The 25,720-nt window shown below is 52.7% G+C and carries 25 protein-coding genes; 12 read left to right on the top strand and 13 right to left on the bottom strand.

Annotated features, from left to right (window positions below):
• Window positions 1-95 precede the first annotated feature (95 nt).
• Both znuB and znuC read right to left on the bottom strand, forming a co-directional pair.
• A complete protein-coding gene (znuB, locus tag NMC31_RS16645) occupies window positions 96-881 on the bottom strand; it encodes a zinc ABC transporter permease subunit ZnuB (protein WP_149462817.1) in 786 nt (261 codons plus the stop codon).
• Window positions 878-1,633 (bottom strand): zinc ABC transporter ATP-binding protein ZnuC, encoded by a 756-nt coding sequence (gene znuC, locus NMC31_RS16640; protein WP_253898534.1) that lies wholly within the window; start codon window positions 1,631-1,633, stop codon window positions 878-880. Before znuC ends, znuB begins: the two co-directional genes overlap by 4 nt.
• 77 nt (window positions 1,634-1,710) lie before the next feature.
• Between znuC and znuA the strand changes: the two genes are divergently transcribed.
• The 3 genes from znuA to lpxM all read left to right on the top strand — a co-directional run bounded on the left by znuA (window position 1,711) and on the right by lpxM (window position 5,093).
• The gene (gene znuA / locus NMC31_RS16635) at window positions 1,711-2,667 is read left to right on the top strand and encodes a zinc ABC transporter substrate-binding protein ZnuA (protein WP_253898533.1); all 957 of its coding nucleotides are present in this window, start codon (window positions 1,711-1,713) and stop codon (window positions 2,665-2,667) included.
• A 15-nt stretch (window positions 2,668-2,682) separates the two neighbouring features.
• Window positions 2,683-3,993, top strand: a complete 1,311-nt coding sequence (mepM, locus tag NMC31_RS16630; RefSeq protein ID WP_253898532.1) for a murein DD-endopeptidase MepM — start codon at window positions 2,683-2,685, stop codon at window positions 3,991-3,993.
• A gap of 131 nt (window positions 3,994-4,124) precedes the next feature.
• Window positions 4,125-5,093: a lauroyl-Kdo(2)-lipid IV(A) myristoyltransferase gene (gene lpxM / locus NMC31_RS16625; RefSeq protein WP_253898531.1), complete on the top strand. Its 969-nt coding sequence runs from the start codon at window positions 4,125-4,127 to the stop codon at window positions 5,091-5,093.
• A 127-nt stretch (window positions 5,094-5,220) separates the two neighbouring features.
• Here lpxM and pyk read toward each other — a convergent pair whose 3' ends face one another.
• Window positions 5,221-6,663, bottom strand: a complete 1,443-nt coding sequence (pyk, locus tag NMC31_RS16620; protein ID WP_015964035.1) for a pyruvate kinase — start codon at window positions 6,661-6,663, stop codon at window positions 5,221-5,223.
• Between the two features lie 120 nt (window positions 6,664-6,783).
• The gene (locus NMC31_RS16615; RefSeq protein ID WP_253898560.1) at window positions 6,784-7,653 is read right to left on the bottom strand and encodes a MurR/RpiR family transcriptional regulator; all 870 of its coding nucleotides are present in this window, start codon (window positions 7,651-7,653) and stop codon (window positions 6,784-6,786) included.
• Between the two features lie 346 nt (window positions 7,654-7,999).
• Here NMC31_RS16615 and zwf point away from each other — a divergent pair, with 346 nt between their 5' ends.
• From zwf to NMC31_RS16600, 3 genes are all read left to right on the top strand, one after another.
• Window positions 8,000-9,475, top strand: coding sequence for a glucose-6-phosphate dehydrogenase (zwf, locus tag NMC31_RS16610; RefSeq protein ID WP_253898530.1), 1,476 nt, complete (start codon window positions 8,000-8,002; stop codon window positions 9,473-9,475).
• Between the two features lie 232 nt (window positions 9,476-9,707).
• Window positions 9,708-11,519: a phosphogluconate dehydratase gene (gene edd, locus NMC31_RS16605; RefSeq protein ID WP_149462812.1), complete on the top strand. Its 1,812-nt coding sequence runs from the start codon at window positions 9,708-9,710 to the stop codon at window positions 11,517-11,519.
• Window positions 11,520-11,556: 37 nt separating this feature from the next.
• Complete coding sequence (locus tag NMC31_RS16600; protein ID WP_253898529.1) at window positions 11,557-12,198, top strand: bifunctional 4-hydroxy-2-oxoglutarate aldolase/2-dehydro-3-deoxy-phosphogluconate aldolase; 642 nt, start codon at window positions 11,557-11,559, stop codon at window positions 12,196-12,198.
• Window positions 12,199-12,363: 165 nt separating this feature from the next.
• On the opposite strand, the gene purT is transcribed toward NMC31_RS16600, so the two are convergent.
• Window positions 12,364-13,542 carry a formate-dependent phosphoribosylglycinamide formyltransferase gene (gene purT, locus NMC31_RS16595; RefSeq protein ID WP_253898528.1) on the bottom strand — a complete coding sequence of 393 codons (1,179 nt, stop codon included), beginning with the start codon at window positions 13,540-13,542 and terminating at the stop codon, window positions 12,364-12,366.
• Between the two features lie 180 nt (window positions 13,543-13,722).
• Here purT and NMC31_RS16590 point away from each other — a divergent pair, with 180 nt between their 5' ends.
• Both NMC31_RS16590 and ptrB read left to right on the top strand, forming a co-directional pair.
• Window positions 13,723-14,364, top strand: coding sequence for a tellurite resistance TerB family protein (locus tag NMC31_RS16590; RefSeq protein WP_149462810.1), 642 nt, complete (start codon window positions 13,723-13,725; stop codon window positions 14,362-14,364).
• 82 nt (window positions 14,365-14,446) lie between these two features.
• Window positions 14,447-16,507, top strand: a complete 2,061-nt coding sequence (ptrB, locus tag NMC31_RS16585; protein ID WP_253898527.1) for an oligopeptidase B — start codon at window positions 14,447-14,449, stop codon at window positions 16,505-16,507.
• A gap of 1 nt (window position 16,508) precedes the next feature.
• Here the strand turns inward: ptrB and exoX are convergent, their stop codons facing one another.
• The 3 genes from exoX to NMC31_RS16570 all read right to left on the bottom strand — a co-directional run bounded on the left by exoX (window position 16,509) and on the right by NMC31_RS16570 (window position 18,190).
• A complete protein-coding gene (gene exoX / locus NMC31_RS16580; RefSeq protein ID WP_253898526.1) occupies window positions 16,509-17,168 on the bottom strand; it encodes an exodeoxyribonuclease X in 660 nt (219 codons plus the stop codon).
• Between the two features lie 23 nt (window positions 17,169-17,191).
• The gene (locus NMC31_RS16575) at window positions 17,192-17,860 is read right to left on the bottom strand and encodes a carbon-nitrogen hydrolase family protein (RefSeq protein ID WP_149462807.1); all 669 of its coding nucleotides are present in this window, start codon (window positions 17,858-17,860) and stop codon (window positions 17,192-17,194) included.
• 99 nt (window positions 17,861-17,959) lie between these two features.
• Window positions 17,960-18,190 carry a DNA polymerase III subunit theta gene (locus NMC31_RS16570; RefSeq protein WP_149462806.1) on the bottom strand — a complete coding sequence of 77 codons (231 nt, stop codon included), beginning with the start codon at window positions 18,188-18,190 and terminating at the stop codon, window positions 17,960-17,962.
• A 136-nt stretch (window positions 18,191-18,326) separates the two neighbouring features.
• On the opposite strand from NMC31_RS16570, the gene yobA reads away from it, so the two are divergent.
• Genes yobA through NMC31_RS16555 form a run of 3 tightly spaced genes read left to right on the top strand, consistent with a single transcriptional unit; the run spans window position 18,327 to window position 19,925 of the window.
• Window positions 18,327-18,701, top strand: coding sequence for a CopC domain-containing protein YobA (gene yobA / locus NMC31_RS16565; protein ID WP_253898525.1), 375 nt, complete (start codon window positions 18,327-18,329; stop codon window positions 18,699-18,701).
• A 1-nt stretch (window position 18,702) separates the two neighbouring features.
• Window positions 18,703-19,572 (top strand): copper homeostasis membrane protein CopD, encoded by an 870-nt coding sequence (copD, locus tag NMC31_RS16560; protein ID WP_253898524.1) that lies wholly within the window; start codon window positions 18,703-18,705, stop codon window positions 19,570-19,572.
• A gap of 14 nt (window positions 19,573-19,586) precedes the next feature.
• The gene (locus tag NMC31_RS16555; protein WP_253898523.1) at window positions 19,587-19,925 is read left to right on the top strand and encodes a YebY family protein; all 339 of its coding nucleotides are present in this window, start codon (window positions 19,587-19,589) and stop codon (window positions 19,923-19,925) included.
• 374 nt (window positions 19,926-20,299) lie between these two features.
• On the opposite strand, the gene NMC31_RS16550 is transcribed toward NMC31_RS16555, so the two are convergent.
• Complete coding sequence (locus tag NMC31_RS16550) at window positions 20,300-20,854, bottom strand: serine acetyltransferase (RefSeq protein ID WP_253898522.1); 555 nt, start codon at window positions 20,852-20,854, stop codon at window positions 20,300-20,302.
• A 122-nt stretch (window positions 20,855-20,976) separates the two neighbouring features.
• Complete coding sequence (locus NMC31_RS16545; RefSeq protein ID WP_253898521.1) at window positions 20,977-21,951, bottom strand: glycosyltransferase family 2 protein; 975 nt, start codon at window positions 21,949-21,951, stop codon at window positions 20,977-20,979.
• A 693-nt stretch (window positions 21,952-22,644) separates the two neighbouring features.
• Here NMC31_RS16545 and lpxP point away from each other — a divergent pair.
• Window positions 22,645-23,577, top strand: a complete 933-nt coding sequence (gene lpxP, locus NMC31_RS16540; protein ID WP_253898559.1) for a kdo(2)-lipid IV(A) palmitoleoyltransferase — start codon at window positions 22,645-22,647, stop codon at window positions 23,575-23,577.
• Between the two features lie 9 nt (window positions 23,578-23,586).
• Here the strand turns inward: lpxP and NMC31_RS16535 are convergent, their stop codons facing one another.
• The 3 genes from NMC31_RS16535 to rsmF all read right to left on the bottom strand — a co-directional run bounded on the left by NMC31_RS16535 (window position 23,587) and on the right by rsmF (window position 25,699).
• The gene (locus NMC31_RS16535; RefSeq protein WP_253898520.1) at window positions 23,587-23,778 is read right to left on the bottom strand and encodes a YdfD/YebW family protein; all 192 of its coding nucleotides are present in this window, start codon (window positions 23,776-23,778) and stop codon (window positions 23,587-23,589) included.
• Window positions 23,779-23,906: 128 nt separating this feature from the next.
• Window positions 23,907-24,146 carry a YebV family protein gene (locus NMC31_RS16530; RefSeq protein ID WP_015964053.1) on the bottom strand — a complete coding sequence of 80 codons (240 nt, stop codon included), beginning with the start codon at window positions 24,144-24,146 and terminating at the stop codon, window positions 23,907-23,909.
• A 116-nt stretch (window positions 24,147-24,262) separates the two neighbouring features.
• Window positions 24,263-25,699 carry a 16S rRNA (cytosine(1407)-C(5))-methyltransferase RsmF gene (rsmF, locus tag NMC31_RS16525; protein WP_253898519.1) on the bottom strand — a complete coding sequence of 479 codons (1,437 nt, stop codon included), beginning with the start codon at window positions 25,697-25,699 and terminating at the stop codon, window positions 24,263-24,265.
• Window positions 25,700-25,720 lie beyond the last annotated feature (21 nt).

The raw sequence follows: 25,720 nt of genomic DNA, 5'->3' as shown, positions 1-25,720 counted from the left end.
CGTGTCGGATGGCGATGCTTACGCATCTTATTCGACCGACAAAACCGTATTCGTAGGCCGGATAAGGCGAAGCCGCCATCCGGCATCTCAACGGCTCACTGAGCCTGCTTTTTCATCATACTGAAAATAAACAGCACCGCTGCACACAGAACGACTGACGGGCCAGCGGGTGTGTCATAAAACGCCGAGAAGGTCAGGCCACCGGTAACCGCGATCATCCCTACACCAACGGCGATGCTCGCCATTTGCTCCGGCGTGCGGGCAAAACGACGTGCCGTCGCGGCGGGAATAATCAGCAATGATGTGATGATAAGCGCCCCCACAAACTTCATTGCCACGCCGATGGTTAACGCCGTCACCAGCATCAGCAGCAGCTTCACGCGCTGAAGTTTCACGCCATCAACAAACGCCAGATCCGGGCTGATGGTCATCGACAGCAGGTTACGCCACTGCCAGAAGAGAATGGCCAGCACAATCACCACGCCAATCGCGATGGAAACCAGATCTTCCGGCGTCACCGCCAGCAGGTCGCCAAACAAATACGCCATCAGATCCACGCGGATATTCGACATCAGGCTGACGACCACCAGACCCAGCGACAGCGCACTGTGCGCCATAATCCCTAACAAGGTATCGACCGCAAGGTGAGGGCGTTTTTCCAGCCATACCAGCCCGCCGGCCAGGAAGAGCGTAACGGCGATAACCGCATAGAAAGGATTGACATCCAGCAGCAGGCCAAAGGCGACACCCAGCAATGACGCATGGGCCAGGGTATCGCCAAAATAGGACATGCGACGCCAGACCACAAACGAACCCAGTGGGCCCGCGGCGCACGCCAGCATCATCCCGGCCAGCCAGCCGGGCAGTAATAATTCAATCATGAGTGACCATTTCCCCGACGCAAAACAATACGACCCTGTAAATCGTGGCGATGGTTATGCTGATGGCGGTAGATACCGAGTTGCTCAGCGCCGCGCGGGCCGAACATCGAGATAAATTCAGGATGCATTGACACAACGTCCGGCGTGCCGGAACAGCAGATGTGATGATTCAGACATAAAACTTCGTCAGTTTTTGCCATCACCAGGTGCAGGTCGTGCGAAACCATTAGCACCGCGCAGTCCAGTTCCTGTCGTAGCTGGTTAATCAGATCATAGAGCGCGACCTGACCGTTAATATCAACGCCCTGCGTCGGTTCGTCCAGCACCAGCAACTGCGGACTGTTCAACAGCGCGCGCGCCAGCAGGACGCGTTGCGTCTCGCCGCCAGACAGTTTCTGCATTGGCGCGTTAAGCAAATGACCTGCCTGCACGCGTTTCAGCGCCGGAAGGATATCCGCTTTTTTGGTTGCCGGGTGCAGACGTAAAAAACGCTCAACCGTCAGCGGCAGTGTCGCGTCCAGGTGTAATTTCTGCGGCACATAGCCAATGCGCAGTTTGCCCTCGCGCTTGATCACGCCTTCATTGGGTGCTACCAGGCCTAAAACCACGCGTACCAGCGTGGATTTACCCGCACCGTTCGGCCCGAGTAACGTCAAAATGCGTCCTGGCTTCAGGGCCAGTGAAATGTCAGACAGCACGCGGCGCTGGCCGAATGAGACCGAAACATTTTCCAGTGTTACAAGATTCGTCATAGCAATTAAGGGTTGCACAAGTGAGTGAATGTTATAATATCACACTCCACTTATTCATTACGATTATCAGACGCATTATGTTACAGAAAAATACGCTTCTTTTCGCTGCTTTATCGATTGCGTTCAGCGGTGCCGCCGTTCAGCACGCTGACGCGGCTGTGGTCGCCTCATTAAAACCGCTTGGATTTATCGCTTCAGCTATCACCGATGGCGTCACCGACACGCAGGTTTTACTGCCTGACGGTGCGTCTGAACATGATTATTCTTTACGCCCTTCGGATGTAAAACGCTTACAGAACGCGGACTTAGTCGTTTGGATTGGGCCGGAAATGGAAGCGTTCATGAATAAGTCAACGCAAAGTATTTCTGACAAAAATAAAGTCACCATTGCCCAGCTTGACGGTGTGAAACCATTGCTCATGAAAGGTGGCGATGATGATGACCATGACCATGAAGGTGACCACGATCACGCAGGCCATGAGAGTGAAAAAGGTGACGCACATCACCATCACGGCGACTACAACATGCATCTGTGGCTCTCGCCAGAGATAGCGCGGCTGTCAGCGGTTGCAATCCATGACAAATTAGTGGAACTTATGCCGCAGAGTCGAGCCAAACTCGACGCCAACCTGAAGGATTTTGAGGCACAATTAGCCACAGCCGATAAAGAGGTTGGCAACGAGCTGGCACCGCTGAAAGGGAAGGGGTATTTCGTTTTTCATGACGCCTATGGCTACTATGAAAAACAATACGGTTTAACGCCGCTTGGCCACTTTACCGTAAACCCTGAAATCCAGCCCGGTGCGCAGCGTTTACATCAAATCAGAACACAGTTGGTTGAGCAAAAAGCAACCTGCGTTTTTGCTGAGCCACAGTTCAGGCCAGCGGTCGTTGAAGCGGTGGCCCGGGGAACTTCTGTGCGTATGGGCACGTTAGATCCGCTGGGGACAAACATTCAACTGAGCAAAGAGAGTTACGCGACGTTTCTTCGTCAACTCGCGAACCAATATTCGAGCTGCCTGAAAGGAGATTAATGAGGAAGTGAATACGTGCAACAGATAGCCCGCTCTGTCGCCCTGGCGTTTAACAATTTGCCGCGACCCCACCGCGTTATGCTGGGGTCGTTGACAGTCCTGACTTTAGCGGTCGCCGTATGGCGACCATACGTTTATCACCCAACATCTAGCCCGATTGTGCGCACCATCGAGCTGGAACAGAAAGAAATACGTTCCCTGTTGCCGGAAGCAAGCGAGCCTATCGACCAGGCAGCACAGGAAGATGAAGCTATCCCACAGGATGAGCTGGACGAAAAAACTGATAATCAGCATGAATATGTCGTCTCGACAGGTGACACGCTCAGCAGCATCCTCAATCAGTATGGTATCGATATGGGTGATATCAGTCGTCTTGCGGCGGCAGATAAAGACCTGCGTAATATGAAAATCGGCCAGCAGCTCTCCTGGACGCTGACGGCGGATGGCGATTTACAACAGCTCACCTGGGAAATGTCCCGTCGCGAAACCCGTACCTATGACCGCGTTGCTAACGGCTTTAAAATGAGCGCGGAAACGCAGCAGGGCGAGTGGGTGAACAATCTGCTGAAAGGTACCGTTGGGGGCAGCTTTGTGACCAGCGCGCGCAATGCCGGCCTTACCAGCACAGAAGTGAGCGCGGTCATCAAAGCGATGCAGTGGCAGATGGACTTCCGCAAGCTGAAAAAAGATGATGAATTCGCTGTACTGATGTCGCGCGAAATGCTGGATGGCAAACGCGAGCAGAGCCAACTTGTTGGCGTACGAATCAGGACAGAAGGAAAAGATTATTACGCAATTCGTTCTGAAGACGGTAAGTATTACGACCGTAACGGTACCGGGCTGGCAAAAGGTTTCCTGCGTTTCCCAACCGCGCGTCAGTTCCGTGTCTCATCTAACTTTAACCCGCGTCGTCTGAACCCGGTTACCGGTCGCGTCGCGCCACACCGTGGCGTAGATTTCGCGATGCCACAAGGTACGCCAGTACTGGCGGTGGGTGATGGTGAAGTGGTGATGGCGAAGCGTAGCGGTGCGGCAGGTTACTATGTGGCGATTCGCCATGGTCGTACATACACCACCCGTTACATGCACCTGCGCAAAATCCTCGTGAAGCCAGGGCAGAAAATCAAACGTGGTGACCGTATCGCGCTTTCCGGAAATACCGGACGTTCTACTGGCCCGCACCTGCACTATGAAGTGTGGATTAACCAGCAGGCAGTCAACCCACTGACGGCGAAATTGCCACGTACGGAAGGCTTGACCGGTTCCGATCGTACGGATTATCTGGCACAGGTTAAGCAGGTCCTTCCGCAACTGCGCTTTGATTAATTTCGCTTAACTTATAGACAATTAAAGCCGGTGCACTCAGTGTCGCCGGCTTTTTCTTTTGTGTGAAACTGAGCGCCTCGCTACACTATCGGTAATCGTTTCGCACCAGTAGTGCTCTTCATGGAATAAGCATGGAAACAAACAAAAAGAATAGTGAATACATTCCTGAATTCGAAAAAGAGTTTCGCCGCCCGCAGAACTGGGGCGCGTGGTTGGGCGTGTTCGCCTTTGCGGGAGCCGCGTGTTTACCCGCGAAAGTTCGCGACCCGTTACTGGGGACGCTTGGCCGCTTAGCCGGGCGTCTGGGTAAAAGTGCTCGTCGCCGCGCGCAGATTAACCTGCGCTATTGCTTCCCCGAAAAAAGCGATGCGGAAATCGAGTCTATCATCGATGGTATGTATACCACTGCGCCGCAGGCGATGGCGATGATGGCTGAACTGGCGATTCGCGGGCCAGAGAAAATTCTGCCGCGCGTCGACTGGCAGGGCAAAGAGATCATCGACGAAATGCACGAGAAGGGCGAGAACGTCATTTTCCTCGTGCCGCACGGCTGGGGGGTGGATATCCCGGCCATGCTGATGGCGTCACAGGGGCAGAAAATGGCCGCCATGTTCCATAATCAGGGCAACAAAGTATTCGACTACGTGTGGAATACCGTGCGCCGTCGTTTTGGTGGTCGCCTGCATGCGCGTAACGACGGCATCAAGCCGTTTATCCAGTCGGTGCGTCAGGGATACTGGGGCTACTATCTGCCGGATCAGGATCACGGCCCGGAGCACAGCGAATTCGTTGATTTCTTCGCGACCTATAAAGCCACGCTCCCGGCGATTGGTCGTCTGATGAAGGTGTGCCGTGCACGCGTGGTGCCGCTGTTCCCGGTCTATGATGGCAAAACACATCGTTTAACCATCCTGGTGCGCCCGCCGATGGACGATCTGCTGGAAGCCGACGATCACACCATTGCGCGTCGGATGAATGAAGAGGTGGAGATTTTTGTCGGCCCGCATCCGGAACAATACACCTGGATCCTGAAACTGCTCAAAACGCGTAAACCGGGTGATATTAAGCCGTATAAACCCAGCGAGAGATATCCGGAGTAGTTTTACACACGTAACCTATCCCGTCGGCCTGATAAGCGAAGCGCCATCAGGCAATTTACCGCCAGTTCGTTGCCAAAAAAAAGGCCTCTTCCTATGAAGAGGCCTTTGTTCTGATAAAAGATATTTTTTATTCGACAGTCAAAATACGCGTGGTGTTGGTGGAACCCACGGTATCCATCACGTCGCCCTGAGTCACAATCACCAGGTCGCCGGCAACCAGATAGCCTTTGTCGCGCAGCAGATTAACGGCCTCATGGGCTGCCGCAACGCCGTCGCTTTCGCTATCGAAATGCACCGGCGTCACGCCGCGATACAGCGCGGTCAGGTTCAGGGTGCGCTCATGACGAGACATGGCGAAAATCGGCAGACCGGAGGTGATACGTGAAGTCATCAGCGCGGTACGGCCAGATTCGGTCATGGTGATGATGGCGCTCACACCTTTCAGATGGTTTGCCGCGTACATCGCCGACATCGCGATCGCTTCTTCCACGTTGTCGAACTGTACGTCCAGGCGGTGTTTAGAAACGTTAATGCTGGGGATTTTTTCCGCACCCAGGCACACGCGCGCCATTGCCGCGACGGTTTCAGACGGATACTGGCCCGCGGCGGTTTCTGCAGAGAGCATCACCGCATCGGTACCATCCAGCACGGCGTTCGCCACGTCCATAACTTCCGCACGTGTTGGCATTGGGTTGGTGATCATCGATTCCATCATCTGGGTTGCCGTGATCACGGCACGATTCAGCTGACGCGCGCGGCGAATCAACGCTTTCTGAATTCCCACCAGCTCCGGATCGCCGATTTCAACACCCAGGTCGCCACGCGCAACCATTACCACGTCAGATGCCAGAATGATGTCATCCATCGCGTCCTGGCTGCAAACGGCTTCCGCACGTTCAACTTTAGCGACGATTTTCGCGTCGCAGCCTGCTTCGCGTGCCAGACGACGAGCGTAATTGAGGTCTTCGCCACAGCGCGGGAAGGAGACCGCCAGATAGTCCACCGCAATTTTTGCCGCCGTGACAATATCTGCTTTGTCTTTCTCAGTCAGGGCTTCAGCAGAGAGGCCGCCGCCCAGTTTGTTGATACCTTTGTTGTTAGAAAGCGGGCCACCGACGGTCACTTCGGTGAACACTTTCATGCCCTGAACTTCCAGCACTTTCAGCTGTACGCGACCATCGTCGAGCAGCAGAATGTCGCCTGGAACGACGTCAGCAGGTAGGCCTTTATAGTCGATACCGACCTTTTCTTTATCGCCTTCACCTTTACCCAGGTTGGCGTCGAGCAGGAATTTGTCGCCGATGTTGAGGAAAACTTTGCCTTCTTTGAAGGTTGAAACACGGATTTTGGGACCCTGGAGATCGCCTAAAATAGCTACATGACGACCCAGTTTTGCCGCGATTTCGCGTACTTTATCAGCGCGAAGCTTATGATCTTCCGGTGTGCCGTGGGAGAAGTTCATTCGTACAACGTTGGCGCCGGCGGCAATGACTTTCTCAAGATTATTGTCGCGGTCAGTGGCTGGCCCTAACGTGGTAACGATTTTGGTTCTGCGAAGCCTTCTGGACATGTAATACTCCGTTAACTTAAACAACCAGGTGTTGCGTGAACATGGATTCGGCTCCTTTAAGGTAGCACCGCTTGTGCAGTGATAACGCCGAATGTCTCATCAATAGTGCTTTTACAAATTTTAATGGTTATCGCTGTGTGTAATACGTTCTTTATCAAACCGCGATTCCTTCAACGCTTCTTTGACTCGCTTCAAGTTATCCCTGAATTTCGCGCCCCGGCGCAGCGTAAAACCGGTGGCCAGCACGTCAATGACCGTCAACTGTGCGAGCCTGGAAACCATGGGCATATAAACGTCGGTGTCCTCGGGAACATCGAGTGTAATGGCCAGCGTGGCTTCGCGCGCGAGCGGCGTATTTGCCGACGTCAGCGCAATCACCATGGCATCGTTCTCACGTGCCAGCTGTGCCAGTTCCACCAGACTTTTGGTTCTGCCCGTGTGTGAAATGAGCACCACAACGTCATCCTCGCTGCAATTCATACAGCTCATCCGTTGCAGGACGATGTCATCGGAATAGACCACCGGAACGTTGAATCGGAAGAATTTGTTCATGGCGTCATGGGCGACAGCGGCGGATGAGCCCAATCCGAAGAAGGCGATACGTTTAGCCTGAGTCAGGAGATCGACCGCCCGATTGACCGCCGACATCTCCAGCGACTGGCGGACATGCGCCAGGCTTGCCATCGCCGACTCGAATATTTTCCCGGTATAGGCTTCTACACTGTCATCTTCATCCACATTACGATTAACATACGGTGTACCGTTGGCCAGACTTTGGGCAAGATGAAGCTTAAAATCGGGGAAGCCACGCGTTTCCAGACTGCGACAAAAACGGTTGACCGTCGGCTCGCTGACCTCAGCTTCCAGCGCCAGCGCCGCAATACTTGAGTGGATAGCCTGCTCTGGTGCGGCGAGGATCACCTCCGCCACTTTACGTTCGGATTTGCTAAGGTTTTCCAGTTGCGACTGAATTTTTTCCAGCATGTTCATCGTGATGGGGCGCTCATTGATTGAAACGATTCCATTAATGGGTGAAATCTGCAGGCGTTTTAGCAAGAATATACCCCTCAAGGTTGATGAAAGGGGACAAACAACAGCAAAAAATGTTGTTTTTTTTCATTACATGATCAACGTCGAATTTTTGCAAACCCGTTCAGGGCGAAAGAACGAACAAAATTAGCGCTTTGCCCAGGCGTTAAGCCGCATATATTTCCATTTGTGCGGTCTAAGGCGGTAAAAGGTTTCGGTAAGTTAGTAAACACAGTACAGTGCGGTGTAATAAAATTACAACTGTAGCCTGGCATAAGAACCAGGAAATACAACTGAGGAGAATGACATGGCGGTAACGCAAACGGCCCAGGCATGCGATCTGGTCATTTTCGGCGCGAAAGGTGACCTGGCGCGTCGTAAATTGTTGCCTTCCCTGTATCAGCTTGAAAAAGCCGGTCAGATCAATCCGGACACCCGTATTATCGGGGTAGGACGTGCGGATTGGGACAAAGAAGCCTACACCAAAGTGGTGCGCGAGGCGCTCGAAACCTTCATGAAGGAGAAAATAGATGAAGGTTTGTGGGAAACGCTGAGCGGCCGCCTGGATTTCTGTAATCTGGATGTCAACGACACCAGCGCATTTAGCCGCCTTGGCGACATGCTCGATCAGAAAAACCGTGTCACCATCAACTACTTCGCGATGCCGCCTAATACGTTCGGCGCGATTTGCAAAGGGTTAGGTGAGGCGAAACTGAACGCCAAGCCTGCGCGCGTGGTGATGGAAAAACCGCTGGGTACCTCGCTTGCGACCTCGCGTGAAATCAACGATCAGGTGGGCGAATACTTCGAAGAGTGCCAGGTTTACCGTATCGACCACTATCTGGGTAAAGAAACGGTGCTGAACCTGCTGGCGCTGCGTTTTGCCAACTCCCTGTTTGTGAACAACTGGGATAACCGCACTATCGATCACGTCGAAATCACCGTGGCAGAAGAAGTCGGCATCGAAGGCCGTTGGGGCTACTTTGATCAGGCCGGTCAGATGCGCGATATGATTCAGAACCACCTGCTGCAAATTCTGTGCATGATTGCGATGTCGCCGCCATCCGATCTGACTGCCGACAGCATTCGCGATGCCAAAGTGAAAGTACTGAAATCTCTGCGTCGTATCGACCGTTCTAACGTTCGCGAAAAAACCGTACGCGGTCAGTACACCTCAGGTTTTGCGCAGGGCAAAAAAGTGCCGGGCTACCTGGAAGAAGAGGGCGCCAACAAGCAGAGCAATACGGAAACCTTCGTCGCTATTCGCGTGGATATCGATAACTGGCGCTGGGCGGGCGTGCCGTTCTACCTGCGCACCGGTAAACGACTGCCGACTAAATGCTCTGAAGTGGTGGTGTATTTCAAAAACCCGGAACTCAATTTGTTTAAAGAGTCCTGGCAGGAGCTGCCGCAGAATAAACTGACGATCCGCTTGCAGCCAGATGAAGGTGTGGATATCCAGGTGCTGAACAAAGTACCTGGTCTGGACCACAAACATAACCTGCAGATCACCAAGCTGGATCTGAGCTACTCCGAAACCTTCAATCAAACGCACCTGGCGGATGCTTACGAGCGCCTGCTGCTGGAGACCATGCGCGGAATTCAGGCGCTGTTCGTGCGCCGCGATGAAGTGGAAGAAGCGTGGAAGTGGGTCGACTCCATCACTGAAGCGTGGGCCGCCGATCAGGACCCGCCGAAACCGTACCAGGCTGGCATCTGGGGGCCGGTAGCGTCCGTTGCGATGATCACCCGCGATGGCCGTTCCTGGAACGAGTTTGAGTAACGTATGACGGTAATCCCATTGGGGTATTTTACCGGTAACATGATCTAACACAGCATGTAGTGCTATTTTTACGCATTTAAGCCCCGGGTGGATTCACCCCCGGGGCTTTTTTTATTACACTATCTTCAGATGTTTGCCCCTAAGCTACAGAATACGGGGGTTTTGTGGCAGAAAATGCTAATCAAAACCTTATGTCGCTGGAGCCTGGACAGAAAATTTTTGAGGAGCTTTTATGAATCCTGTATTGTTACGCGTAACAAATCGCATTATCGACCGCTCACGCGATACCCGTTCTGCCTACCTTGAACGCATCAAGCGTGCGAAGACCGAAACCGTGCATCGCTCCCAGCTGGCCTGCGGTAACCTGGCGCACGGTTTTGCGGCTTGCGGCGCAGAGGATAAAGCGTCGCTGAAAAGCATGCTGCGTAACAATATTGCGATCATCACCTCCTATAACGACATGCTCTCCGCCCATCAGCCGTATGAGCACTATCCTGATATCATTCGTAAAGCCCTGCACAGCGTCAGCGCGGTCGGTCAGGTTGCGGGCGGCGTACCAGCAATGTGCGATGGAGTCACGCAGGGCCAGGACGGGATGGAACTTTCCCTTCTGAGCCGTGAAGTGATCGCCATGTCTGCCGCGGTGGGCCTGTCTCACAACATGTTTGATGGCGCGCTTTATCTCGGCGTGTGCGACAAAATCGTCCCGGGGCTGGCTATGGCGGCGCTCTCTTTCGGCCACCTGCCGTCCGTCTTCATTCCGTCAGGCCCGATGGCAAGCGGCCTGCCGAATAAAGAAAAAGTCCGTATTCGTCAGCTGTATGCGGAAGGTAAAGTTGATCGTAACGCGCTGCTGGAATCCGAAGCGGCTTCTTACCATGCGCCAGGTACCTGTACGTTTTACGGCACCGCGAACACTAACCAGATGGTGATTGAATTCATGGGGATGCAGCTGCCGGGCTCTTCATTTGTTCACCCGGATGCGCCGCTGCGTGAAGAACTGACGGCGGCTGCCGCACGTCAGGTGACCCGCATGACCGGTAACGGTAACGAATGGATGCCGCTCGGTCAGATGATCGACGAAAAGGTTGTGGTCAACGGTATCGTCGCCCTGCTGGCAACGGGCGGCTCAACTAACCACACCATGCACCTGGTGGCTATGGCGCGTGCTGCGGGTATCATCATCAACTGGGATGACTTCTCTGAAATCTCCGACGTTGTACCGCTGATGGCGCGTCTGTATCCGAACGGCCCTGCAGATATTAACCACTTCCAGGCGGCGGGCGGTGTGCCGGTTCTGGTGCGCGAACTGCTGAAAGGCGGTCTGCTGCACGAAGACGTGAACACCGTGGCGGGCTTCGGTCTGTCTCACTACACCATGGAGCCGTGGCTGAATAACGGCAAGCTGGACTGGCGTGAAGGCGCAACCGCGTCTCTGGATGAAAACATCATCGCCTCCTTCGACAAACCGTTCTCCAAACATGGCGGCACCAAAGTACTGAGCGGAAACCTTGGCCGCGCAGTGATGAAAACCTCTGCCGTGCCGGTAGAAAACCAGGTTATTGAAGCGCCAGCCGTGGTCTTTGAGAGCCAGCATGACGTTCTGCCAGCCTTCGAAGCGGGCCTTCTGGACAAAGATTGCGTGGTTGTAGTGCGCCATCAGGGGCCAAAAGCGAACGGAATGCCAGAATTACATAAACTCATGCCGCCACTTGGTGTATTATTGGACCGCTGTTTCAAAATTGCGTTAGTCACCGATGGACGACTCTCTGGTGCATCAGGTAAAGTGCCGTCAGCAATTCATGTCACCCCGGAAGCCTATGATGGTGGTTTGCTGGCAAAAGTACGTGACGGCGATATGATCCGTGTCAACGGGCAGACCGGCGAATTAACGCTGCTGGTCGATGAAGCCGAGCTGGCCGCACGTCAACCGCACATTCCTGATATGAGCGCCTCCCGTGTCGGTACTGGCCGCGAAATGTTCAGCGCGCTGCGTGAGAAACTCTCCGGCGCAGAGCAGGGCGCAACCTGCATTACTTTTTAAGATGATACGTTTTTAGACCTGGCGAGAGAATAATCTGATGAAAAACTGGAAAACCACTGCAGAAGCAATCCTGACGACTGGTCCTGTTGTACCGGTTATCGTAGTGAACAAGCTGGAACACGCTGTGCCGATGGCAAAAGCGCTGGTTGCAGGCGGTGTACGCGTGCTGGAAGTGACCCTGCGTACCGCGTGCGCAATGGACGCTATCCGCGCTATTGCGAAAGAAGTGCCGGACGCTATCGTAGGTGCGGGTACCGTAACCAACCCGCAGCAGTTGAAAGAAGTCACCGAAGCTGGCGCACAGTTCGCCATCAGCCCGGGCCTGACTGACTCTCTGCTGAAAGCGGCTACCGAAGGCACTATCCCGCTGATCCCGGGTATCAGCTCTGTTTCTGAACTGATGCTGGGTATGGATCACGGTCTGAAAGAATTCAAATTCTTCCCGGCGGAAGCTAACGGTGGCGTGAAAGCGCTGCAGGCGATTGCAGGTCCGTTCTCTCATATTCGTTTCTGCCCGACTGGCGGTATCTCACTGAAAAACTGCCGCGACTACCTCGCGCTGAAAAGCGTTCTGTGCGTCGGTGGTTCCTGGCTGGTTCCGGCGGATGCGCTGGAAGCTGGCGATTACGATCGTATCACCAAACTGGCTCGTGAAGCAGTAGAAGCTGCAACGCTGTAAGTGCGTAACTATGCCGGGTGGCACTGTGTTTACCCGGCCTATAAGGCATCTGCAATGTATTGAATTTGCATAAATTGTAGGCCGGATAAGGCGTTTACGCCGCATCCGGCAAGAACAAAACGCACTTTGCAAGCAACCAGAAGCGTGCCCAACGGCCCGCTTTTTTTATCCCTTCACAATCACCGCGGCGGCAGCTACTTTTGCCCGCTCGATGGCGTCATCAACCGAATCGGCGGTTGCCAGCGCCACGCCCATTCGACGCGTACCGTCGATTTCCGGTTTAGCAAACAAACGAACCTGCAGACCCGCACCTACCGCACCATTTACGTTATCAAAGGTGACGTTCTGGCTCTGTAAACACGGCAGAATAACCGCTGAGGCAGACGGGCCATACTGACGAATTGCGCCAACCGGGAGGCCCAGGAAAGCGCGAACGTGCAGGGCGAACTCGGAGAGGTCTTGTGAAATCAGTGTCACCATTCCGGTGTCATGCGGGCGTGGGGAAACCTCGCTGAAGATAACGTCATCACCACAGACAAACAGTTCCACACCGAATAAACCATGACCGCCCAGCGCCAGCACGACGTCGCGTGCGATAGCCTGCGCACGTTCCAGGGCGAGCGGGCTCATCTGCTGGGGTTGCCACGATTCACGATAATCGCCATCTTCCTGACGGTGACCGACCGGCGCACAGAAGTGAACGCCATCCACCGCGCTCACAGTCAGCAGAGTGATTTCAAAATCAAAATTCACCACCCCTTCGACGATGACGCGACCCGCTCCCGCACGACCGCCCTGTTGGGCATACTGCCAGGCGTCAGTAAGCTGCGCTTCGCTGCGAATGAAGCTCTGGCCTTTGCCGGATGAACTCATTACGGGTTTGATGATGCAGGGCAGGCCAATTTCCGTGACGGCATCGCGGAATGTGGCTTCGCTGTCGGCGAAGCGGTATGCCGAGGTGGGGAGCTTGAGTTCTTCGGCGGCCAGACGACGAATGCCTTCACGGTTCATGGTCAGCTGCGTGGCACGCGCGCAGGGCACCACGTTTTGGCCGTGATGTTCCAGCTCAACCAGCATGTCGGTCGCGATGGCTTCAATTTCCGGCACGATGAAATCTGGCTTTTCCGCTTCTACCAGTGCTTTCAGCGCCTGACCATCCAGCATGTTAATGACGTGAGAGCGGTGAGCGACGTGCATGGCAGGCGCATCGGCATAGCGATCGACAGCAATCACCTCAATTCCCAGTCGCTGACACTCAATGGCAACCTCTTTTCCGAGTTCGCCGGAACCTAATAGCATTACGCGCGTCGCCGCAGGACGCAGGGCTGTGCCGAGTAAAGTCATTGCATTTTCCATCGTCTGTCAAAATTTCGCGCATTATAAACGAAAACGTTTGCGTCTGTCTTGCTGTCGACGTTAATGCGGCGCTATCACGTTAAATTTGCGCATCTTTATGCAGAGCAGACATATCCTGACATCGGTTCGCCTAGGCTGATTAACTGGTACAAATCTATCGGAGGTTATATGTCTGGCTGGCTTAATCAACTGCAATCGCTGCTGGGGCAAAAATCGGGTGAGGGAAAGAAAGATCTCAGCCAAATGCTGGTGCCTGGCGCGCTGGGCGGGCTGGCGGGTTTGCTGGTCGCCAGTAAATCCTCGCGCAAAATGCTGGCGAAATACGGCACCGGAGCGTTGTTAGTCGGCGGCGGCGCGGTGGCGGGTAGCGTGTTGTGGAACAAATATAAAGGAAAGCTTCAGGGTAATCCGCATACAGAACAGAAATACGGTGAACCTGCCGCTCCGCTGGATGTGCGTACAGAGCGACTGATTCTGGCGCTGGTGTTTGCCGCGAAGAGCGACGGGCATATTGATGCCAAAGAGCAGGCGGCGATAGAACAGCAACTGCGTGAAGCGGGTGTTGAAGAGCAGGGACGTGCGCTGATCGCGCAGGCTATCGAGCAGCCGCTCGATCCCCAGCGTCTGGCGCGTGATGTGCATAACGAAGAAGAGGCTTTAGAGCTTTACTTTGTGAGCTGCGCGGCGATAGATATCGACCACTTTATGGAGCGCAGTTATCTTAATGCCCTGGGTGATGCGCTGAAGCTGCCGCCGGAAGTGCGAGAAGGCATCGAGCAGGATTTGCAGCAACAAAAACAGCAACTTTAAACGTCTTGTCACAGGTTTCGCTTGCATCGTCGTTTAATTTGTCCACCCTTATAGGGTGTGACTAATACAGAAGAACAATGACATGCCGCCAAAAGCGAAACAAATTCCTCACGCCATGACGCTTCATGGCGATACGCGTATTGATAACTATTTCTGGCTGCGCGACGACAATCGCGCAGCGCCAGAGGTCCTCGATTATCTGCATCAGGAAAATGATTACGGAAAAAGTGTGATGGACTCTCAGCACGCCCTTCAGGAGCGCGTGCTAAAGGAGATAGTCGACCGTATTCCCCAGCGAGAAGAGTCCGCGCCTTATACCAAAAAAGGTTATCGCTATCGCCAGGTTTATGAGCCGGGCTGCGAGTACGCGATATATCAGCGTCAATCGGTGCAGAAGGGGGAGTGGGAACCCTGGGATCTGTTACTCGACGCCAATCAGCGCGCTGCGCACAGTGAATTTTACACACTCGGTGGGCTGACGGTTTCACCGGACAACGATCTGTTGGCGATCACTGAAGATTATCTTTCGCGTCGTCAGTACGGCCTGCGATTTTGCAATTTGCGTACCGGGAACTGGTACCCTGAAGTGCTGGAGAATGTCTCTCCTGGCATTGTCTGGGTCAATGATTCACAAACGCTCTATTATGTTCGCAAGCACCCCACGACGCTTCTGCCGTGGCAGGTGTGGCGACATCGCATTGGCACGCCTGCGGCGCAGGATACGCTGGTCTATGAAGAGAAAGATGATACGTTTTACGTCAGCCTGCATAAAACGTCCTCGAAACACTATGTAGTGATTGCGCTCTCGAGCGCCACAACCAGCGAAATGCGGTTGCTCGATGCTGAGCTGCCGGATGCCGAACCGATCGTGTTCCTGCCACGTCGCAAAGATCATGAATACAGCATCGATCATTTCCAGCATCATTTTTATATTCGCTCCAACCGCGAAGGTAAAAACTTTGGTCTTTATCGCAGTAGCGTACGCGATGAGAGAGAGTGGCAAACGCTAATTCCAGCACGCAATGATGTGATGCTGGAGAGCTTCACACTCTTTACCGACTGGCTGGTGCTCGAGGAGCGTCAACACGGTCTGACCAGCCTGCGGCAAATTAATCGCCATACGCGTGAAGAGAGCGGAATTGCCTTTGATGACCCGGCCTATGTCACCTGGGTGGCCTATAATCCTGAGCCGGAAACGTCGCGGCTGCGCTATGGCTATTCGTCCATGACCACGCCGGATACGCTGTTTGAACTGGATATGGATTCCGGGGAGCGTAAGGTGCTGAAGCAGCAGGAGGTCAAAGGCTTTGACGCCTCGCATTATCAGAGCGAACACCTGTGGATCACCGCGCGCGATGGCGTGGAAGTCCCCGTTTCGCTGGTGTATCACCGTGAACACTTCCGCAAAGGGAAAAATCCGCTACTGGTGTATGGCTATGGTTCTTATGGCGCGAGTATGGACGCCGACTTCAGCAGCAGCCGCCTGAGTCTTCTGGATCGCGGTTTTGTCTATGCTATCGCCCACGTTCGCGGCGGCGGTGAGTTGGGGCAGCAGTGGTACGAAGACGGCAAATTCCTTAAGAAGATGAACACCTTCAATGATTACCTTGATGTGACCGATGCGCTGCTGACTCAGGGGTATGGTGATGCCAAACTGTGTTACGGCATGGGCGGCAGCGCGGGCGGGATGTTAATGGGGACCGCCATTAATCTGCGTCCTGAGCTGTTCCACGGCGTGGTGGCGCAGGTGCCGTTTGTTGATGTCGTCACGACGATGCTGGACGAGTCTATTCCGCTGACCACCGGGGAGTTTGAGGAGTGGGGAAATCCGCAGGATGAGACCTATTATCATTACATGAAGTCGTACAGCCCCTACGACAATGTGCAGCCGAACGCCTATCCGCATTTGCTGGTCACCACCGGGTTGCATGATTCTCAGGTACAGTACTGGGAGCCCGCGAAATGGGTGGCCAAACTGCGCGAGCAGAAGGTGGATGATAACCTTCTGCTGCTGTGTACGGATATGGACTCCGGGCATGGTGGGAAGTCGGGGCGCTTCAAAAGTTATGAAGGCGTGGCGCTCGAATTCACGTTTTTGATTGCGCTGGCTCAGGGTACCTTACCCGGCAGAAGCGTCCGCTAAGTTATTCGCCCAGATAGTGCTTTAACGTGAGGCGCAATTCCGGGCTCATTCGATCCAGGTTGTTGAACAACCACCGTAAATAACCTGGATCGTTCTCCGCCACTTCCGAAACCTCTTTGCCGCGATATTTACCAAAGGTAAAGGTGCGCAGCAGCGCCGGGCGTCCGGTGACATCGACCATTTGTTCGGGCGACCAGCCAGAAACATCGATGATATCAATCAGTAATGCGGCAGTGATATAGCAATCATACAACGCGCGGTGGTGATGCAACCCCGGCGGCGTAGCGACGCTCAGTTTGCGTGACTTATATAGCGCCATGTTGCTGTATTTGATACCGGGCCATAACCGACGCGCCATCTTCATGGTGCAAATCCACTCACCGTTCATTTCTGGCAGAACGCGACGGTCGAAACTGGCGTTGTGCGCGACATACCACGGGCTTCCCTGGTAAAACGGCAGCACCTCTTCAATCCACGGCTGATCGGCAACCATCTCTTCCGTAATGCGGTGAATTGCCATCGCCTGTGCGCTGATCGGGCGATCGGGGCGCACGAGGTGGCTCATTGGGTTGGTGATTTTCCCATCCACGACATCGACAGACGCTATTTCAACGACGCCCCCCTGAAGGTCGCAGGTTTCGGTATCGATCACGCGTAACATGGCATACTCCCGGCCAAAAGAAGCTAGCGTAATGGAATGATGTCGCCTTGCCAACCCTGAGCGCTTTTTCTGCCGGTAACCAGGAGTTCACCCTGGTCCGCCCGGACGATCAGTTGCCCGGTTTCATCCCATAAGGCACTGCCGCCGGAAAAGTCATCGCAACTGTAATTCGACTTGAGTACCGCGATGGCATGCTTGCGGGCAAACCATTGTAACCGTTGGGTATTCAGGCTCTGCTGTGACTCTGCGGTGCTGGTGAGCGTGGCTAACAGCGACGCCTGAGGCGAAAGATCGCAGCCATCGTTATTCAGATTCAATACACTGATATAGCGCGATTCCGGCGTCAGGCAGGTGCCGTTGCCCTGCGCGCAGGTATACGGTTTCGCCGTGTCGGGGGAGAATATGGCCACACCTTTGCTGCGTTGACCGTTTTCCTCAACGGGTAAGCCGGCCACAATGGTTATCTGATGCTGGCGGGCGGCATCGGTGAGCGGTTGCAATTGGTCGTTACTGGGCGGTGAGGGGAGCCCGGGCTCGCCCGTCAGGCCTGTCAGGGAGAGTTCTGGAAAAATTAATACCTTACATTCCAGTTTTGCCGCGGCGCGGATAAAACGCAGATGGTGGATAATATTTTCGGCGAGGCTGCCGTTCTGCGGCGCGAATTGCGCCGCTGCAATAGACCATGCCAGCATAGTTGCTTCCTTCAACAAGAGGTCAGTGGGTCGTCACTTCAGATTTTCCTGAAGAAGTTTACACCGATTGCCGTAAGGAAGTGTATCAATCCGTAAGGATTATTTTTGTTTCGGTTCGTAAGGCAAACGAGACAGGGATACCGAGGCCAAACGATGGGCAATTAAACGCTCGCGGAACCAGTCGCGAAGGTGTTCTGGCTGTTCGCGTTCCACGACTTCGGCCACCACCGGCATGTTATAGCGCTCTTTAAAAGCGACGCCCGCCGCGGCAAGATCGACGTTAACTTTATCCATTTCGTCTTGAGGTAGTTTAGCCAGATTAGTCTGCATCAGATTCTCTCCTTTTCAGGGCGCAACGTTACTAAGAGTCTCGTAGAATGGCAAGCTTAATGGCGGCACATCTCGACTCAGGAATTATACAAGGTTATTCTTTCAGCTACATCCATAACAAAAGGGAATGAAGAATATGGGATCCAACATCGTTCGCATACTCTGCACTTCGCTGTTTTTAACCTGCACCCTCTCTGCTCCGGCTGTCTGGGCGCATGCCCACCTCAAACAACAGGTGCCTGCCGCGGAAAGTGAAGTGAGCCCCGCACCGCAATCTATCACGCTGCATTTCTCTGAAGGCGTCGAATCGCGCTTCAGCGGCGTCACAGTGATCGGAGAAGATGCTAAAAAAGTCGAAACGGGCAAAGCGGTACGCAGTGAAACCGACAAAACGGAACTGATGGTACCGATTAACCAACCGCTGGCATCCGGGCTCTATACCGTTAACTGGCACGTGGTGTCAGTGGATGGGCATAAAACCCAGGGCCAGTACCAGTTCCGCGTGAAATAAGATGCTGACGACGCTCTATGTCGGGCTGCGATTCGTGCATTTTGCCGCGCTGATGGCGGTACTGGGATGTGCGCTTTATGGCGGATGGTGGGCACCACGACCGCTGCGTCGCCTTTTCAGCCAGCGCTTTACTCCGCTGATTCATCTCTCGCTGCTGGCCTGCGCTGCATCGGCACTGTTGATGCTGATGGTGCAGGGTGGGTTGATGGGCGATGGCTGGCGCGACGTCTGGAAGCCTGAAGTCTGGCTAGCGGTGGCGGCGACGCAATTTGGCGGTGTCTGGCTGTGGCAAATCATTCTGGCGGGTGTGGCGCTCACCATTGGTTGGGTGAAACCGCGTCAGATGATGCGGTTGCTGCTGTTCCTGACGGCGGCGCAGTTTATCCTGTTGGCAGGCACCGGACATTCCGCAATGCGTGACGGTGCTATCGGTGCGCTACAGCGCGGGAATCATGCGCTGCATTTGCTGTTGGCGGCAGCCTGGCTTGGCGGCTTATTGCCGTTTCTCTATTGCCTGAGGCTGGCAAAGGGGCGCTGGCGGCAGGCAGCAATCTATACCATGATGCGTTTTTCGCGGTACGGGCACCTCGCAGTGGCGGGCGTCGTGCTGACGGGGATCGTTAACGCATTATTGATTCAGCATGGCTGGCCGCTGGATACACCTTATAGCCGTATGCTACTGCTAAAATGTGCGCTGGTCGCCATGATGGTGGTTATCGCGCTGGTGAACCGCTATGTTGTCGTGCCGCGAATGGTGATGGCAGAGCCCGCCACGCAACGCTTTTTCCTGCGAGCAACGCAGGTAGAACTTGTTCTTGGGGCGCTGGTACTGGCCTGTGTCAGTCTGTTTGCCACCTGGGAACCTTTTTAAACAATGGCGAAGATATGAAAAAAATCGTTCTGACTCTTTTATTGTTAACGGCGGCGGGTTCCGCGCTGGCCGCCCCGCAAATTATCACCGTGAGCCGCTTTGAGGTGGGGAAGGAAAATTGGGCGTTTAATAGGGAAGAGGTGATGCTGACCTGTCGTCCGGGCAATGCGCTGTATGTGATTAACCCAAGTACCCTGGTCCAGTATCCGCTGAACGCCATTGCTGAAGAGCAGGTCAAGGCCGGGAAGACCACCGCTCAGCCTTTGAGCATCATACAAATTGATGATCCAGCGCGTCCGGGAGAGAAAATGAGCCTGGCGCCGTTTATCGAACGCGCCGAAAAGCTCTGCTGATTGTCAAAAATATCTAATTGATTCCAAATAAAAAACCGCCGCCATTCTGTGAATGTGCGAGCGGTTTTTTTAGGGGCTGCCGTTTTCTGACGCCGAAATTTTCTGACCGCTTTCGTCGCGGACTGGAAAACCTGGCACGGTCATCTATTCTTATAGTGCAAGGCGACTTAGCCTGCATTAATGCCAACTTTTAGCGCACGGCTCTCTCCCAAGAGCCATTTCCCTGGACCGAATACAGGAATCGTATTCGGTCTCTTTTTATGTGGCATCCGGGCCATTCCTGTTGGTTATACCACAACAAAAATGCATTAACAATTATCTTACAACTCTATCTTTCACACGTATCGTTATTGAACCATGATGAAGACAGGGGGCTATACTTCATACCGCTCGATGACGTTCTCTTTTTTGGTGTAATAGGTACAGTTATCCGGGATATCCTTGCTAATAAAAGACATTGCCCCAACGATGACATTGCTACCAATGCTGAGATTATCACCAATGATGCAACTGTTTGCGCCAAGGGCTACATTATCGCCGATGATGATTTTATATTCATCATCACGTTTACCCAGGGTTTTAATCCCAATAGTGGTGTTTTGGCGTAGCGTAAAATTTTTGCCTATCTCACAATAGGATGTGACCACGATTCCATTATAGTGGGCGATAAATAACCCAGGCTGAATCCTGGCGGCCAGCCCTATTTCAGTGTGATAATTTCTGATCAGGCGTCTGTTGAGATAAGCCGCGAATTTCTTGCTATTTTTGCCACCGACAGCGTGCAAATGTGATGCAATGCGCCACCAAAACAGAAAGCGGCGCTTGGGTTGGCGCCACGCATGACGGATAGCGCGAGGCCAGGAGAATTTTTTATCTTTCCCGCCTATCACTTCAACCCTAAGACACTCTTTCAAAAATGTGTAATGCACCAGCAAATCCTCAAACGTCGAACGGTATGGCTACGAGCTGCCCTATCACAGGTGTGTCACGCCATGTGTAAGTAAGGGCAGAGGGTTCTGAGAATCAGATTTTACGGGTTAACTATCGGAATTCAAAATTTTTTCTTGCGGAATAAAAAGTACAGCCTCCATAAAAATGTATTCTTTGACATAATTACACGATATTTTTTTCTTTCTTTAGATTTTAAAGATGCAATGTCTGACTGAGACAAGGTGAGATATGTACTATTGAGATATTTTAGCGTCTGATCGTATTTGCCTGATTGTAATAATCCCCATAAAAATTTAATTTTGGCAGTAATAGCCATATTTTTAAGGAGTGGGGCTACAGTCTCTTTTTGTGAGTCATGACATAGTGTTATCATCGTGCTGTAAATAATGTCCATTGCATGCGCATTATGTTCATAATCTTCCTTCGACCATGCGCTATTCATTACGGAATCTTCACGGTAGGTTTGGTTGTATAAATATTCAGGAACAGCATGCAGATGTTGTTTAGCAAGAATCGTATAGGTGAAAAGCAGATCTTCACCTAACGCAAGTTCTGTGTTGAATCTTATATTCTCACGTATTAAAAAATCTCTTCTGATCAGTACGCCGCCAAGATGGAAAAGTAATTCTCGCGCAATGCGCTGACGTAATAAATCGCCGTCCTGGAATGCTGCAGGCTGCGGCCTGACGCAGTTTTTTCCTCCCTGATTACATCCACAATACACGATGTTAGCGGATGTTTCTTTTTGCTTATGGAGTAATTTTTCCAGGAATTGAGGGGCGACATGGTCGTCGCTATCGATAAATATACAAAATTCGCCTTGCGCATTATCAAGCCCGACATTTCTCGCAGTTGATACACCCGCATTATTTTGCGTGATGAGATTGACAGTAAGTTGACTACTTCTCGAATAATTTTCGACCACCTCTATGGTGTTATCCGAGGAACCATCATTCACAACTATAACTTCAAAATTTTTATAGGTTTGAACAATTAAAGAATCAAGGAGGATATGGATAAACGTGCCAGAGTTGTAAGCGGGTATGATAATGGAAACTGTTGGCTTGTCGAGCATAATGAAATTCACAATGGTTATTGTAGTGTTAATTTAATGTGTAAGTGATGTTGCAACTTCTTTCCCTCGGAGTTTTCAGGGAATTCATTCTTACACTAATGAAAATCTCGATTAACTGAATCGTATCAGAGAAATATCGATGTAACCAGTTCTTGATGCATTCGGTTTCATAGCTAATTATTAGCCTGTTATTATTTTGTATCGTTCGTTAGTTTCTATCAACGTCACAGCCTGGAACGTCATCGGAAAAGAACCTTATCGCTGTCATAACCCACGTTATTAGTGGTTGTCTAAGATTATACTGAAATTATCGAATATTTATTTTGTGAATGTGTCCTAAGCTTTATTGGAATAGGCTCAGGCCACAGTTTTCGGAAATGCCTGATTAATCATCTGTGGGATGGGTAAAATCGATGCAGGCCCCGTCCTGCGCGGGGTTCAGGTTTTAAGGTAATCGTGTGGTGGGTACAAATCTCACTATCAATTTTGCTGAAAATAGCGCATGCTTGCCTTGAGTTAAGTTACAGCCTTCCAGTAAGTTTTATTCCGATTCAGGTACTTTTTTGTAAAGTCTTGTCCTGAAAGTGAATTTGCCGAACGTATTACTGTCAAACTCTTATACGTACGCATAAAGACAAATGAAGGATTCATTTTTCCCTTACGCGTTACTTTTTCATGCTTCAGGAAAAAATGATGTCTAAAGAATTTGATACCCAGTTATTGCATCCGCGCAACTGGCTCACGTGGTTCGGCTTAGGTGTGCTTTGGCTTATCGTACAGCTTCCTTATCCTGTTCTGCATACCCTCGGTTCGACGGTAGGTAAAATGTCTCGCCGTTTTCTCAAACGGCGCGAACGCATTGCTGCACGCAATATTGAACTCTGCTTCCCACAGATGGATGCCGACTCGCGTGAAGCACTGATACAGCAAAATTTCATGTCATTGGGCATGGGGCTTATCGAAACCGGCATGGCCTGGTTCTGGAGCGATGCGCGCGTCAAGAAATGGTTTGACGTGGAGGGGTATGAAAACCTGACCAAAGCATTGCAGGAACGTCGCGGCGTTATGGTTGTCGGCGTACATTTTATGTCTTTGGAACTGGGTGGCAGGGTCATGGGCTTATGTCGCCCGATGATGGCAACCTATCGTCGTCATAATGATCCGTTGATGGAGTGGGTTCAGACCAAAGGTCGCCTGCGTTCCAATAAAGCGATGATCGACCGCCGCAATTTGCGAGGTCTTGTGCAGGCGCTTAAATCAGGTGAAGCCGTGTGGTTTGCGCCAGACCAGGACTACGGTCCGAAAGGCAGCGTTTTCGCACCGTTCTTTTCAGTGAACGAAGCGGCAACGACCAACGGGACCTGGGTGCTTTCACGTTTGTCAGGCGCGGCAATGCTCAGCATCACTATGGTACGTAAGGCGGATAAGAAAGGTTATGTGCTGCACATCAGCGACGTGATGTCAGATTACCCGGTAGATGACGAAATCGATGCGGCCAGCTATATGAACAAAATCATCGAGAAAGAGATTTTACGCGCACCAGAACAGTATCTGTGGGTTCACCGTCGCTTTAAAACGCGTCCGCGCGGAGAAGCGTCGCTTTATCATGCGGCTTCCCCGCACTGATCGTTACCCTCAAAAATCGCTGTATTCGTGGGCGGGGTACCAGAACCCGTCCACAAAATCCTCTATCGGAAAACACCCTCCACGACGCAACCGCTGATCGTCCATCGCGGCAACACACTGTTTTTCCGAATTATACACGTCCACGACGATATCATCACAGCCACCGTCGAGGTAGCAGATGAATAAAACCAGTGCGAACATCCCATCCTCAGTCTGATAAAAGGTTATGACACAACGGATCCGTTAATGATTAAGTGTAGGGGATGAAGGGCAACGGCGGGAAAGGTTATGCAAATAAATAACCCGCCTGTGGGCGGGTTCCATTTGGGTTATGCGAAGCGCAGCACCCAGGCATCAGAACGTTGATCGTAATGTTTACGGTAAAGGACAGAGTGTTCGCCGTTGAGTACGGCAGGGACGCTGGTGTCAGCATCCCAGGCGTCTAGCTGCATGCATAAGTCAGGGTCGGATTTACAGGGGATGCTTAACGTTCGTTCACCGTGCTGCTCGCCGTGCAGCTCGGCATCATCTATCTCGAATGCGCCGATGCGTACGTTGGTTTTACTCATGATACTCTCCGTTGGTCGCTGATGTTGTGGTACGACCAGTTCAGGTCGCCCATTTTTTAGCGTAGCCAACGAAGAGAATATCGCCAGTCAAAAAGTGCGCTATTTTTGCGCGCCAGTCAGGATTTTTCGGCAAAAAGTTTACCATCGCGCACCAGTTCGCGGGGATAACTGTTTTTCAACCGTGAGCTGATTCGTTTCGCCAGTCCAAGCGGAAAGCCCTGATACGTTACCACCACATCGTCGTGATTTGGCACATTTTCCGGGTAGATATCGCGGCCGCGATACCACTCCTGAGCCTCAGTCTGCGTCAGTTCATGCCCCAGCTTGTCGGTTTGGGCCAGCGCAATGACTGCTTCGTGCTGCCAGCGATAACCTTTGTTATGCGTTTCGGCAAGTTTGAGGCCAATACGCGAGAAACGGACTTTTCCGAGCAGGGGTTCTATCTCTGCCGGGAAGAGCCATATCTCTTTATCGCGCTGCCAGAGGGAAAACGCGTCATTCCAGAACAGTCCGACCTGACCGGCTGCCTCAGTGACGGCGGCGGATTCCCGGGTTTTCATCGGCGTGAACGGGAATTTACCCACTTTGTAGCCTGGGATGGGCAGAGGCTCAACCGAGGCGATTTTACGCAAACGCGCGACAAAGAAGCCTTCGCAATCATAAATTTGCGGGAAGACATGGAGGAATCCTTCAGGCGTGAGCGCCTCTTTGGCTGACGGGAACAGGGTTGCCAGCGATTGGATTTCAACCGCCTGCGGATATTGTTCCAGCAGCCAGGCCAGTACTGATTCGTTTTCGTCACGATTGAGCGTACAGGTTGAATAAACCAGCGTACCGCCGGGTTTCAGTGCGTGAAATGCGCTATCAATAAGCTCACGCTGCGTGGCGGCAATCACAAGATTGCTTTCAATCGACCAGTTTTTCAGTGCATCGGGATCTTTACGTACAACACCTTCGCCGGAACACGGTGCATCGAGCAGAATGGCGTCAAAACTTTCCGGTACTGCCGCGCCGAAGACACGACCATCAAAATGGGTCAGCGCCACATTGGCGATACCGCAGCGGCTGATATTAGCGTGGAGAACTTTTACCCGACTGGCGGAAAACTCATTGGCGAGAATGGCGCCCTGGTTGCCCATGCGCGCGGCAATCTGGGTGGTTTTCGAACCCGGCGCGGCGGCGACGTCCATCACCCGTTTCGGCATCTCGTCCCCGGCAAACAGCGCGGCGACCGGCAGCATCGAGCTGGCTTCCTGAATGTAAAACAGGCCGCTCAGGTGTTCGGCGGTACTGCCTAAAGGCAGTGACTCTTCATCTTCGCGTTCAATCCAGAAACCTTCCGCACACCACGGCACTGGTATCAGTTGCCAGCCATATGGGGCGACCAGTGCCAGGAAATCGGCAACGCTGATTTTCAATGTATTGACACGAATGCTGCGGCGCAGCGGACGCTGGCAGGCAGCAATAAAATCGTCAAAGGCGAGGTGAGCGGGCATGGCCTCACGCATCTGCGCGAGGAATTCATCGGGAAGAAAGACAGAGTTTTGAGCCACTGGGGAGTACCACACGTAATC

It is taken from the genome of Pseudocitrobacter vendiensis, assembly GCF_943590815.1.
In the GTDB taxonomy this organism is placed as follows: domain Bacteria; phylum Pseudomonadota; class Gammaproteobacteria; order Enterobacterales; family Enterobacteriaceae; genus Pseudocitrobacter; species Pseudocitrobacter vendiensis.
This window is presented reverse-complemented; position numbering and strand designations above follow the sequence as displayed.

Bases quoted from the DNA above. Each gene is read 5' to 3' on its own strand.
- znuB (WP_149462817.1), bottom strand. From the start codon at position 881: ATGATTGAATTATTACTGCCCGGCTGGCTGGCCGGGATGATGCTGGCG.
- znuC (WP_253898534.1), bottom strand. From the start codon at position 1,633: ATGACGAATCTTGTAACACTGGAAAATGTTTCGGTCTCATTCGGCCAG.
- znuA (WP_253898533.1), top strand. From the start codon at position 1,711: ATGTTACAGAAAAATACGCTTCTTTTCGCTGCTTTATCGATTGCGTTC.
- lpxM (WP_253898531.1), top strand. From the start codon at position 4,125: ATGGAAACAAACAAAAAGAATAGTGAATACATTCCTGAATTCGAAAAA.
- pyk (WP_015964035.1), bottom strand. From the start codon at position 6,663: ATGTCCAGAAGGCTTCGCAGAACCAAAATCGTTACCACGTTAGGGCCA.
- NMC31_RS16615 (WP_253898560.1), bottom strand. From the start codon at position 7,653: ATGAACATGCTGGAAAAAATTCAGTCGCAACTGGAAAACCTTAGCAAA.
- zwf (WP_253898530.1), top strand. From the start codon at position 8,000: ATGGCGGTAACGCAAACGGCCCAGGCATGCGATCTGGTCATTTTCGGC.
- edd (WP_149462812.1), top strand. From the start codon at position 9,708: ATGAATCCTGTATTGTTACGCGTAACAAATCGCATTATCGACCGCTCA.
- NMC31_RS16600 (WP_253898529.1), top strand. From the start codon at position 11,557: ATGAAAAACTGGAAAACCACTGCAGAAGCAATCCTGACGACTGGTCCT.
- purT (WP_253898528.1), bottom strand. From the start codon at position 13,542: ATGACTTTACTCGGCACAGCCCTGCGTCCTGCGGCGACGCGCGTAATG.
- NMC31_RS16590 (WP_149462810.1), top strand. From the start codon at position 13,723: ATGTCTGGCTGGCTTAATCAACTGCAATCGCTGCTGGGGCAAAAATCG.
- ptrB (WP_253898527.1), top strand. From the start codon at position 14,447: ATGCCGCCAAAAGCGAAACAAATTCCTCACGCCATGACGCTTCATGGC.
- exoX (WP_253898526.1), bottom strand. From the start codon at position 17,168: ATGTTACGCGTGATCGATACCGAAACCTGCGACCTTCAGGGGGGCGTC.
- NMC31_RS16575 (WP_149462807.1), bottom strand. From the start codon at position 17,860: ATGCTGGCATGGTCTATTGCAGCGGCGCAATTCGCGCCGCAGAACGGC.
- NMC31_RS16570 (WP_149462806.1), bottom strand. From the start codon at position 18,190: ATGCAGACTAATCTGGCTAAACTACCTCAAGACGAAATGGATAAAGTT.
- yobA (WP_253898525.1), top strand. From the start codon at position 18,327: ATGGGATCCAACATCGTTCGCATACTCTGCACTTCGCTGTTTTTAACC.
- copD (WP_253898524.1), top strand. From the start codon at position 18,703: ATGCTGACGACGCTCTATGTCGGGCTGCGATTCGTGCATTTTGCCGCG.
- NMC31_RS16555 (WP_253898523.1), top strand. From the start codon at position 19,587: ATGAAAAAAATCGTTCTGACTCTTTTATTGTTAACGGCGGCGGGTTCC.
- NMC31_RS16545 (WP_253898521.1), bottom strand. From the start codon at position 21,951: ATGCTCGACAAGCCAACAGTTTCCATTATCATACCCGCTTACAACTCT.
- lpxP (WP_253898559.1), top strand. From the start codon at position 22,645: ATGTCTAAAGAATTTGATACCCAGTTATTGCATCCGCGCAACTGGCTC.
- NMC31_RS16535 (WP_253898520.1), bottom strand. From the start codon at position 23,778: ATGTTCGCACTGGTTTTATTCATCTGCTACCTCGACGGTGGCTGTGAT.
- NMC31_RS16530 (WP_015964053.1), bottom strand. From the start codon at position 24,146: ATGAGTAAAACCAACGTACGCATCGGCGCATTCGAGATAGATGATGCC.